This window comes from Halobacillus sp. B23F22_5, from assembly GCF_043497085.1.
Lineage (GTDB): Bacteria > Bacillota > Bacilli > Bacillales > Halobacillaceae > Thalassobacillus.
In genome coordinates this window covers 52675-64892 of the sequence record NZ_JBIEKI010000007.1, presented here as the reverse complement: position 1 = coordinate 64892, position 12218 = coordinate 52675, and the positions used below count along the sequence as shown (strand labels likewise).

General features: G+C 44.3%; 6 protein-coding genes. All 6 read right to left on the bottom strand.

The annotated features are described in order from the left end of the window. Window positions 1-48 precede the first annotated feature (48 nt). Window positions 49-2463: a beta-galactosidase gene (locus ACGTN9_RS11420; RefSeq protein WP_499592870.1), complete on the bottom strand. Its 2415-nt coding sequence runs from the start codon at window positions 2461-2463 to the stop codon at window positions 49-51. Window positions 2464-2539: 76 nt separating this feature from the next. After that, window positions 2540-5887 (bottom strand): GH36-type glycosyl hydrolase domain-containing protein, encoded by a 3348-nt coding sequence (locus ACGTN9_RS11415; RefSeq protein ID WP_499592868.1) that lies wholly within the window; start codon window positions 5885-5887, stop codon window positions 2540-2542. 189 nt (window positions 5888-6076) lie between these two features. Beyond that, window positions 6077-7036 carry a carbohydrate ABC transporter permease gene (locus ACGTN9_RS11410; RefSeq protein WP_499592866.1) on the bottom strand — a complete coding sequence of 320 codons (960 nt, stop codon included), beginning with the start codon at window positions 7034-7036 and terminating at the stop codon, window positions 6077-6079. Window positions 7037-7050: 14 nt separating this feature from the next. Continuing rightward, the gene (locus tag ACGTN9_RS11405) at window positions 7051-7917 is read right to left on the bottom strand and encodes a carbohydrate ABC transporter permease (protein ID WP_499592864.1); all 867 of its coding nucleotides are present in this window, start codon (window positions 7915-7917) and stop codon (window positions 7051-7053) included. Beyond that, window positions 7914-10187 (bottom strand): DUF5696 domain-containing protein, encoded by a 2274-nt coding sequence (locus ACGTN9_RS11400; protein ID WP_499592862.1) that lies wholly within the window; start codon window positions 10185-10187, stop codon window positions 7914-7916. The genes ACGTN9_RS11405 and ACGTN9_RS11400 overlap by 4 nt, the downstream gene beginning before the upstream one ends. Then, the gene (locus tag ACGTN9_RS11395) at window positions 10180-12201 is read right to left on the bottom strand and encodes a YIP1 family protein (protein WP_499592860.1); all 2022 of its coding nucleotides are present in this window, start codon (window positions 12199-12201) and stop codon (window positions 10180-10182) included. The genes ACGTN9_RS11400 and ACGTN9_RS11395 overlap by 8 nt, the downstream gene beginning before the upstream one ends. Window positions 12202-12218: the final 17 nt, after the last annotated feature.

Below are 12218 nucleotides of genomic sequence, written 5' to 3'. Positions count from 1 at the left end.
AATCTTCCTTTCTATTACTTTCTATAATTAAACCGAAATACTCTGAAACTATAGAAACTTCACCACTAGTCGATCATCCACTTTCGCATGCTTCTTCGAATGAATATAAGTCACGTCGCTTTTTTGATAAACCGTATAATCTTCACTTGCACCTATATCACGATCCGTCTTTAAGGCGATCACATCTTCAGACTGGGTAAGTCGAAACTGGATAGCATCATCAGCGACCTTCATTATTTCAGCAGTCGAATAACTGATTTCCACATCACCAAATACCATATCGATAGGAAGCATCAATCCTTCCTTCGCGTGTAACTCCAGCTTGCGACCGTCAAACAACGGATTACCTTTTTCATAGACATGCAACTCTTTATCAAAGCCATCTAAATTAAGTAGGTGAATGAACCTTTCGCCTTCTTTTGTAGCAGTAGACGTCATGAATACGCCATGATACTTGCTGTCATTCGTCAGGCTTGCCTTCGCACCCAGCTTCTCAATAGCAGTTCTGAAAAAGTTTATATCACACGTATAAGGAGCCGCAATCACGATTGCCCTGCCTTTTCCTGCTTCAGTATCAAAACCGCACACCTCATCTGTTCCATAGACACGGAATAATGGCTCGGCTTGTTCTGCGATATCAAAGACCTGGGCTTTATGCACACGCAATTCCGCACGGTCTTTTGCCCAGCCATCTGCATAAATGGATAAATCATAGGCTGGTCCTGCCTGACTAATCCCCGTTGGCTGTACTCCCAAAGCGTTCGCCAATAGATTACAAGGGCTTCCTTCCATATCATGGGTAGGGACTTCCCCGTAAAGGAGCAGGCCGCCACCATTGTTTAAATAATCAACTAGTTTTTCCTGCACAGGCTCCGCCATATAACGAGCGGAAGGAATAGCAAGTACAGGCGTTTCCAATACATCCAGGGCTTTATTCTGGATATCTACGGAACCATAGCGATAACCAGCAAGCAGCATGGCGCGGGCCATGTTTTCCCATGCCGCTGTTGATCGGTTTGCCGCTAAGTTCTGGTGGATTTCTCTCACCTTCACACTGTCGTGATAGCACGCTTCCGTCATATAGTAGTCCGGTATGAAGGCGAATGCTACATCATCACGTTCCTCCTCCATGACAACAAGCTTATCGGAAACCGCCATGATGGTTTGTATCGAACGGGCCATTCTCGGGAACGTATAATTCAGTTCACCTTCCGGGCTGATAGGGGCAGCAAAACCATGACGTTCCCCGGTGGAAGCGATTCTGTCATTGCCGTCATCCCGCTTTTCGCTTAGCCGATAGTTTCTTCCTCCAGTCATTAGATAATAGTTGATCAGACGATTGCCCTGTGCGATGCACATTCTTGCTTTGAAGTCAGAAGCTGAAGGGTCCATACGGCCACTGAAGTTGTTGCCGAAGTTGCCATCCCCACAATTAAATTCAACAGAAGTCAACGGCTGGTCCGGGTTATGGACAGCATCCATAAAACCATTGATCAAATAAAGATCCTGAAAACTTTCCATATTCAAGTCGCCAAAATAAATGTCCGACCCCGACAGGTAACCAGGCGCCTGGGTATAGGATTCATACAACTGGCTGATGCCAATCGGATAGGTGAAACCCCGGCCGCCCCCTGTTCCATGGATGTTGACGACAAACGGAACACCTTTGACACCGAACGCTTCTGCATACTCCCTTAATGTTGCTATATAGTTGGCGAAGCGGTGCCGCATATAATAGCCGAGATCAATATGAAGTTCTGCTGCGTATTGCTCTTTCGGTGACCGTATCGCTGTAAAACACGCTTCGGAGTCCTCCAGTAGAAACGGATAACGTTCCTTAATGGCCGCTTCATCATAACGCTCTTTCAGCCATCCCACAAAATCACGTATAACATGGTCGGTCAAATCCGGACAATTACTGACCCAGGAAAGCATCCCGACTTCATTGTCCAGCTGGATGCCGATAATGTTTCCGCCATTGGTTTGCAGCCGAGGAACAGCGAGTTCCATGACACCCTGATACCATTTCTTTGTTTCTTTCAAAAAGTTCGGTGCCATGTAATCCAGGGTCTTCGCTAATGTTTTCTTTCCATCCCATGTTATTGGCACAATTTCCGGATGCTTGTCGATGACCCAGTAAGGGATTCCTTCATTTTTCATTTCTGCCATGATGAATGGCCCTGGTCGCAAGAAAAAATAAAGATCATTTTCTGCACATAAATCGATGAACCCTGCTAAATCTAATTCCGGCCGTGTTTTTCCATACAGATCAATCTCCCCTTCAAATTCCTCATGGGCAAGCCAGGGAACATAGGAAGCGACAGCATTACATCCGGTATCTTTCAGCTTATCAATACGATCCTGCCAATCTGCAGGATCCAGGCGGTAATAATGGATTTCCCCGCACATAATAATTTTCGGTTCTCCATCAATCACAATCTGTTTATCCTTGATCTCAATCACGTTACCTTCCCCCTCCTTGTGAAAAAATTATGGATGAGGCCACCTATTCACAGAATAGGAGGCTCCATCAGCTAATTTATAGGTAAATATCGATTACATTACTTTCTTTATCCAGTTTACTTCCGACTTCCTCGCTGCTGATTCTGACGCCGCCTTTGCGGTAGGCATTCTTGAGCCGTTCAGCTTTTTCTACGGGCTCACCATTGATGGCGACATGTTTTTCTTCATTGTTAAGGTGATAGACAAAGGTGACCGCTTTATCATGCCATTGGAAATCAAACGTCAATCTGTCAAAATCGTCCGGAAGTACCGGATCGATGACAAGGTCGCCTCCTTCCTCGCGAATACCGAGGCAATTGGAGATCAGTTGGTTCATATAGATGCCAGGCCCGCTGGAATAGATGCGCCATCCGCCTTTGACAGGAACGGAACCGTCACGCAGCTTGTCAAAGTTTTCTTCCGCTTCATAACGTGTGTTGAACTTCCCATCTGAACTGCTGAAGTAGGCATTGCTTTGTCTGATTTCCGCATTAGGGACGACGTCTCTGATTCCGATCGGATTAATCATTTGCAGCCCCTGCCACACTTCCTCTTCTTTTCCAAGTTTCGCCATTGCCTCAACGTAACGGATATGGGCATGGACATATTGCAGCCCGATTTCACGGCCGAAATTGGATGCTTGTTCGGCACGTTTGAAATGTGTGCTGACTCCCCCGACATAATTAGCAGGACGGTTCATCAACCGTACACCATCAGGACAATAAAGTTTTTCCTTGATCAATTGATAGTGTTTCTCTGCCTGTTCCGCATTCAGCAATTCACTGATGATGCTTCGCTGCATTGGCAGCAGACGATAGTCGATACCTGTTTTTGTGTCATCCGGGTGAAGCATCATTTCTGCTTCTCCTGGCTGTTCCATATAGACAAACCCTGGCAACACATCTGTTTTCAGGATGTATTTCTTATAATCTTTTTCAATACCCGTGGCGATAGAGGCTAGTTCTCCAGCATACTGTTCGTCGAAAGTTTCGAGTACTTCAGCAAGCTTATCCACCACTTGATACGTCAGGGCTACAGTCCAGCTGCTCACCATGAACTGCTTCAACTGGGCGTTCGCAGGCTGCAGGGTATCATCCCAATCCCCATCACCATAAGAAGATAAATACGTATCATGGAGGAAATGTTCTTGGATGTAATTGATCTCTTTTTTCGCGTGATCAAGAATCGTTGCTGTCTCTTCTGTCAGCACAAACCCTTCGTCCCGCTTCGTATAAGGCACCTTTTCTTCCAGCAGTTGATAATCCCCTGTTGCCTGTAAGTAATCAGCTAATATTTTTAAAGGCCAGACAATGACATCCCCGTGGCTCTCTCCTGCCTGAATATGCGCGTACTTATCGAACATGAACCATTGCGGCCAGTTTCCGTCTTCTTCAAATTGATGCGTATATACCTTCTTAATAATTTCCTTGACTGATGCATAGTTTTGCGTTGCCATGAAATATTCCGTCGGCCCCTGACAAACATCCCGTGTACCCCAGGCTGCTCCGCTATATTGTTCCAGGCCATGAGGGACAGAGAAATGAACGAGCATATTATGGGTGTACCACCAGGCCAGTGCGTTGACCTTATTCATTTCTTCCGTAAGTTCACCTTTGCCGGAAAGTCGGAAACCGTTCATCACATCACGATAATAGCTGCGATATCTCTCGATTTCTTCTTCTGCTGATCGTTCCTCGACAGGCAGCTCTTTCCCGTGAAGTTGACCTTGCAAAATCATGCTCCAGTCACTGGAAGCTTCCAGTTCACAGATTACAAGGGAAGCTGCTCCTAGTTTTACATTCGTAGCAAGCTTTTGTTCATCTACTAAATCAAATGAAGCTCCTTCCACATGAAGCTTGTAGGTAAGATCCGGGTAAATGCCAGCGTTCATGGAAGAATCGTCTGCAGTAATGGTAATCACTTGACCGTCTCTATCAACCTGATACGGCACCTCATATTCATTCGGATGCATGACAACTTGATTAGTCACCAGGTAGCGGTACGCTTTCCCGCTTTCTGTTTCGAATTGTAAACGAACTTCCGGTGTATCTAAGATTGTATAGCTGGTAATGATGAACGTCTCTTTATCAGTTTTATAGTACCAGCGGGCATAATTGAACCCGACTTCATAGACAGACGGCAATGTCAGCAGTTGATAAGATCCATTTATCTCGACATAAATACGCTGTCCTGACGTTTTCATCACATTAAGCGCATTGCGTGCATTGGTTAATAGTTTGTTAAAGTTAGTATTGCCGACAACCGTCTGCGCATTGAAAATGCCGTACATCCATGAGGTTGACGTAATCGTATCTTCTTTGAGCTGGTCATTGTAACCCGACATGATGATATGTCCGTGCGGGCGTTCCACCAGTAGCTCTTTTTCTTTTAACACCACATGCTCGTGGGTGTCGGTAAAGAAGGACAGCAATTCGTTTCCGTCCCATTCTTCCTGATGGCGGTTCGGATAATAGTGGTTGATATCATCGGTGCTCATCGTTTCCCCGACGATATTGCTTTCGATGTCAGAAGTTTTTCTCACCTTCTCGGCAGGTGTTTTCGTCGAAACTTCCTTTGTTTTCACCTGTGTCCAGGCTTCCGAAACGATATCCTGGTATTCCAATTCACTTACTGCCTCTTCATGATTTCCCCGGAAATACCCATAGAAGACAAACTGGCTGGAACCGGCCAGTGTCACTTTTTCTGATTGCAATGCAGTATAGGCAAATTCATATTGATACACTTCATTAGGAAGCGTCGATTCAGCTAAAGCTGCCGGTCGATCTGTTTCTTTATAAGATTTCCCGAAGAACTGGAATCCGTCGGTTGCATACCCGACTGTGGATGTCAGCGAACCCTGCTGCAAATAAGGAAAACCGGACGACTGCTGTTGGTTTTGCCGGGAACAGACGACATAGCCTTTCTGTTCATCTTCAAAAATCTGATGGTCGATATATTGGGATATGTATGCTTCATTATTTCTTAGGGCACCTTTTTCCGCTATCCCGATATCCTGCCCATATATGACGTCGATTTCTTGCCCATCGCCCTCGACGTTGACCTCCCAGAACCAGACACCGTGATCCGTCAAATGAAAATCAACGGTATAGTCGATGTCTTCAATCGTACCTGTCCACGTCACCTGGCCTTCTCCGAATGCCACTTCACTTTGAGAAGCTACCCCTAGTAATGGATAGGCTTGAATGCCATTTTCCTCATGGATTCGTAAGTAAAGATTATTCAACGAGCCATCCACAGGATTAGATATCAGCTGGTTGATCATCACAGAATGGAAAGTTGCTTCCTGAATATCCCCACTCGGTAAAAAGGAAAAACAATAATCTCCCGCTGTCAGTTTAATAGTAGAATCTATCGTTATCGACACTGCGCATTCCTCCGTTTATGTTTATTAATTGAAACGTTTCAATTACTAGATAAAAAAATCTGATATATGATACTTAGGAGACATTTGGTTCCATTTCCATAATGAAAATAGCGGTCCAGGGAAACGACTCGCTTTCCCTGACCCGCTCCTCCCAGTTGGGTAATGGAACCCAGCAAGATGGAAATGTTGTTACTCTCCTGTAATACCGGAACGGTCCACTCCTTCAACAAACCATTTTTGCGTAAAGAAATAGACAATCAAAAGCGGCAAAATCGAAAGCATTGTCCCGGCCATACTGATCCCTTCGTTGATGTTCTGCGTGTTGGTGTCTCCGGCGTACAACTGCTCAAACGTCGCATTAAACTTCCCTAACTCAATCGGTAACGTCGTCAGCGCATTCCCAAAGTAGAGACTGGCGAGCGCTGTTTCATTCCAATACCATACAAACGAAAAGAGGAAGGAAATGATGATTGCCGGAACAGCCATCGGAATCGCAATCGTCATGAAAATACGGAAGTTCCCTGCCCCATCTAAATGCGCCGCTTCTTCCAGTGCCTTTGGCATCATCCGGAAAAACTGATAGAAAATCAGGATGAATATCGCACTGTTCAAGCCTTGCCCGAACAAAGCCGGAAGTAAGAAGGCGAGAATACTACCGATCAACTCCAGCTCATTGAAAAACACATACCTCGGTATCAACAGCACCTGAGGCGGTATGATAAACGTGATCAGTACCAGCCCTAATAATATTTTTTTGAGCGGAAATTCAAACCTGGCAAACCCGTACCCGATTACGGCCGCCACCGCTGTCTGGGCAAGTGCTGGTATCACTGTTACATACAGCGTTTCCAGCAGTGTAGGAAATAGGTTCAACACATTGTAGGCGACCTGATAATTTTCAGTATAAAATGTGGATGGAATCCAGCTGATCAATGGATTCAATAAATCTTCCAACGACTTGAAGCTATAGGATCCCATATAAATGATCGGATAGAGATAGACGAATCCTATCCCGATCAGGAGACTATAGACAGCAAGCTTAAACAACAGCCCGTTATTTCCTTGTACCCCTAATAGATTAGCCTTCGCTTTGGAAGAATATTTATCTATTCTTTTTTTCTGATCGTGTGATAGTTTGGTATCCAGCATAAGTGATCCCTCCTTTAACTGTACTTCTTATTGCCCCTGACAGCCATGACTCCAACACTGACAGCTAATACGAAGGCAATGACGAGAAAGTACATCCAAGATAACGCCGAAGCGTAACCAAATCCGGTTGAAATTTCGAACATATTGGCCTGGATATGGTCTACTACTGGATTCAATGCGAATACCGAGTAGGTGACGATCGTGTAGATCAGATTAACGATGATCATCGGATATAGCGTTGGTAAGGTCACTTTCCAAAAACACTCCCAGTTGGAAGCACCGTCAATTTTTGCTGCTTCATAAATTTGCTTGTCCGTCTTCTGCAACGCTGCTAAGAATATTAATATTTGGACGCCTGAATACCAGAGAATGATGATTAAATTATCCATCAAGTACACGAGAATCGTATTCAGTAACCCGCCTGTACTCGCTAACACCGTGGCAAAAATGGCATATTCCTCAACCGAAGGAATCGATGTGACATCCTGGGCCATCAAGTCCGTGATTACCGGGCCGCTGGCAATGATAACAGGGAGAAAGAATATCGTCCGGAAGAAACCTTTCATTCGGATCGGCTGATTCAATAACAACGCAATAATCAAAGAGAACACGATGATGATCGGCGTCGAAATGAGCAGCTCTCGGAGAAACTTAAGCAATATTGTTGTGAATTGACTATCCACAGTAAAGGCATAGACGTAGTTTTCAAATTTGATGAAATCGGTTTTTATACCACTTGGTGTGATTTTCACCTTTTGAAAACTGAGGAACAGAGAATAAACGAGCGGAAATGCCGTAAATACAAGGAACCCGATGATCCAGGGAGATAAAAATGAGATTCCCATCAGACTTCGCTTCTTTTTCAGTGACATTTGCTTCATGATTGATTCCCCCGGTCGGTAACCTTATATCCTTTGGCTTTCACTTCGGTTCCCTCTATGTTTATATCCTCATTAGTATAATTGACAATAATCGATTTTCCGTTCGAATAACCGACTTCCACAACCCCTGTGTCATGGACCTTCCGGAACGTGATAGTCTCCCCTTCCACTTGTCCCAGGCTTTCTTTCACCATTTTGTATTGATCGACAATCGCTTTCTCCCAATCCTGGAACTGGGAGGTATAGAGGTCCTCAGAAGGCGTATGCATCAACTGGTGAGAAGGTTCCGTCGTCAAGTAGAACGAAGGATAGGCACCATACTCAATCATGCGCAGCACTTCATCTTCGGGACTATACTGGAAATTAGAAAAGGAAGCGTAATAAGGAATATAGCCTTTCAACACAATTTGCAAAAAGGGAACCGTATCCGTCACAAAACTATAATTGGACGAGTACAGCGGAATATCCAGGTAACGATCCGCTTCAGAAAGTAAATAATCATTCGGTTTGTATAATGAGAGAGAATCTACAGATGTCTGCAATTCTTCAAACATTTCCTGGTAGACTTCCATCACTTCCGGCCGCAGTGCATCGTGGTTAAAATCAGAGAATAAAAGATTCGCACTGGAATCGACCGCTAAGTTATCCATACCGTTTTTCTCATATTCGGAAAGGTCATCCTTTGCTATTTCCAATGATTTTAATGGACTGAGGTAATAAAAATCTGCCTCTCCATCTTTTCCTCCCATTGTTTCCTTACTTATTTTTCTTGCAATATCTGTCTTTCCGGAAAAACCGGACGCTCCTTCATAGGCCTTGGTGTAATCCGTATAATAATAAAGCGGAATCTCGTGATCTTTGAAAAAGTCATTCACCTTTTCGAACTCGGCGTCACTGCCCAATTCATTTTCAAACGGAAATTTCTTCGGAAGTGTCCCTGTATATCCGCCTTCTGTCCAGCCGCGGTAAATGACATGCATATCCTCTACTTCCTGTTGTTTCAAACGTTCCACATAGTCTGGCAGGTCTGTTACTTTCGTCATTGGCTGGACAGAATCCCGCAACAACCCGCTTTTCACTTCCCCGCCTAAAAATTCCAATCGGATATCTGCCTGATCTTTCCGGGCAGTGAGCATCTCCTGATCAATCAGGTATTGCTGGTATGCTTGAGCCATCCCGACATAATTAGCTGCTTTATCCTCAAGAAACGTAATGCGTTCGTTCACATCGAATTTATTTCTTTCTTCCTGGTAGACATTATAGCCACTCATATTTTGACTGGTTGGCTGATAATATTGATAGCGGTAATTATACTGGGCCGTAATCCAATGGAAGTCAGTGGCGATACCCGATGGATAGGCGATGATATCTGCGAACGCTTTTCCTTCATCAATCACATTGATAAAACCGTTCTCATCGACTCCGTTCGTCACGCCATACACTGGCATCGTTATTTTTTGAGCAGGATTCACTTGGATGTCTTCGCCTTCTTCCTTGGCCGTCCGTTTGAATCCTTCGTCATCCCCATATATGGACGCTCGATACGGAGCCATCGACTGCACTTGTTTTTCATCGAAGCGCATGAGAGCCCCGCTTCCGTCCGGGATAAACAGGTAACCATCCGTGTCCGTACCTTCGACAGCACCTAAGAATGGGTAAAGCCGCATGGTGGCGAGTTTGTTTTCACCCTCTTCAATCCCGTCTTGCGGAACATGGATTTCAATCGAATCGCCATCTAAGTGGACGTCCAATTGAACCGTGATTTCTGCGTCTTCAAATGCAACTTTCGCTGAGAAGCCGTTGTCCTGTTTGGTCAGCGACACTTCAGATTCATTAGACAAAATGCTCTCGGTAGACGATTTATCTTTGTCATCGATATAATCAATGGTTATCGCCGAATGTGCCATTTGCGACCAGGTATTGTTCAAATTATATTCTTTGCCTTCTTCAAGACCCGAACTCCATAGATAACCGGTATGTTTATTTTTAATCTTAAGTGCCAAGGACTCCGGTTCTACATAAAGAGCAAGGCGATCATTCTCTGCCACCTGCTCATAACCATCGAGCGAGACGTCATTAACTACGGTCGCTTCCTCATCTTCCGGCTGGGTGTACTGGTTTGATTGATAACGAAGCATTTCATTCGAACGCTTTTCCTGCTCTTCCGTGATATCTGTATCTGGCTCATCATCCATCAGAGAATCGGCGATTACTTGGATAGGAAACAATAGGACAACGACAAGTACCATCCATTTCCATTTGTTAGACACGAAGCAGCACCTCCTCAATGATTGAAGTTACGAAGTCAATTACCTGGTCGAATAATACATAAAGAACAAAGAAAACAAGTACGGTAAGGAACATGCCGAACAAGGTGACCAGAATGTTTCTGACTGTCCCCCAGAAGGTAAAGTCATGCACTTCTTTGATCGTAGTAAACAAAATAATGATCGACCAGACGATGATGATTTGCATCGAAAATGTATAAATGAACGCTTCGTTGAAAGTAAGTACATTTGAGATCAGTGTCACCGGCAGTAAAAATAAAATAACCGGGGCCAGCGAGTAAATCGTACCAATATAAACGTCCCTGAATTTTCCTTCTCCGTCTGTAATCGTACTAACCAAATAGTTGACGACAATGAATAATAACAGCGGGAGCAGAACGGTACCGATCTCAAAAAAGATGTTGACGTTTTCCAATATTCTATTAGTGAACAAAAAGCCCGTCCAATAGATCGTCAATAAGTATTCCACTACCAGAACAAGATACAATAGGCTTGCGGATAATATCGATACACGTTCATAGTTTTTCAAATAATAGACACTATCAATCGGATGCTTGATGAATCGCGTTAAAAACAATAGTTCCTTAACAAGGCTTTGTGATGTGACCTTCTTCGTTTTCCTTCTGGCCGGGTCCAGAATATGCTTCTTCTTATCAGCAAATTTAACTGCGTACCTGGCCGTAAAGAATGCAAAGATGATCATAAAAGCACCAGACAGATTCGATTCGAGCCAGCGGTAGCGAATTTCCCAAAAAGCATTGGAGTAGCCGTCCTTATCATTGGCTAATTCGAATTCTTTCAGCGCTTCATCATAGTGCTGCTGTTTGTAAAGGGCCTCCCCTTTGGCTGTGTGTGCAAGTCCAAACGAAGAGTTCAGCCGAAGAATTTCATTCCAATATTTTTCACTCTCGACATAGTATCCTTCTTCAAAAAGGGCTAAGCCTTGATGAAGGACAGTCGTGAATTCCGTTGGCTCATAGACCTGGATATTTCCTTGCTCCCGGTCGGTCACATACAACCGGCCCACTTCGTCCACTTCGATACTGGACGGCTGCATAGTCAATCCCAGGCGGTTGTTTTCATTCGTTTTTCCCCCAAAAGAAAAGAGAAGGTTACCCGAACTATCATACTCATAGATGATGCCGTCATTACCTATTGTATAGATGTTTCCGATCGACCCTACGGAAATATCGACCAGGTTTTTCTCTTCCGTCATCTCGGAAGGAAGCACGTTTCCGCCAGCAATATTCAACTTTCGGATAGCTTCCCAGCTGGTACCGGAAGTGACGGTGTAGACTAACCCTTGTTCATCAATCGAAATGTTCCCTGGAGCAGGTGGTTCTTTCATGAAAAGATTCGCTTTTTGCCGCTGGGTCGTAATCATATCCTGCACGAAGGTACCTATGGAAGGCGGCAACGTATTGGCACCATAATAGCCCAGGAAGGTTCCATCCTGACTTAATTGAATAATACCGTTATTCGCACTTTCACCGATGATATAGATATTCCCGCGCTTATCTACCGATACTTTTTCCGGTTTATATGGAGCGCTTTTTCCGAATAATGGGGATTCCGGCCTTTCATACTCCTGGACTAGTTCACCATCTTCCTGGAATTTAAAAACCTTTTGACTCCCATAGTCCGCAACATATACATTGCCATTCCGATCGGCATGAACCCCCATTGGCTGCTTCAGTACATCTGTACCATATACCTCCATGTTATTTCCTTTTTCATCAAACTTGGTTACGGTTTTCATACCGGAATCCGCGACATAGATATAACCCTTATGATCGATATAAATATCTTCAGGATTGACAATTTCTGTTCCTTTGGCAAAAAGACCGATAGGGACATATGCGGTTTGCGTTTCGATAACATTTCCATCAGCTGTCAATGTTTCTGTTTTATAAGGAACAGAAACGGAAGCAGAGGAAAGTGTGGGAAACAATATGATCAACCAAAAGCAAAATACTGCAATGAAGAATTCCCTCATTTCCCTTCCTCCTAAAA

What these genes read in the sequence shown, in the direction of transcription:
- ACGTN9_RS11410 (WP_499592866.1), bottom strand. Translation starts at nt 7,036, where the DNA reads ATGCTGGATACCAAACTATCACACGATCAGAAAAAAAGAATAGATAAA.
- ACGTN9_RS11405 (WP_499592864.1), bottom strand. Translation starts at nt 7,917, where the DNA reads ATGAAGCAAATGTCACTGAAAAAGAAGCGAAGTCTGATGGGAATCTCA.
- ACGTN9_RS11395 (WP_499592860.1), bottom strand. Translation starts at nt 12,201, where the DNA reads ATGAGGGAATTCTTCATTGCAGTATTTTGCTTTTGGTTGATCATATTG.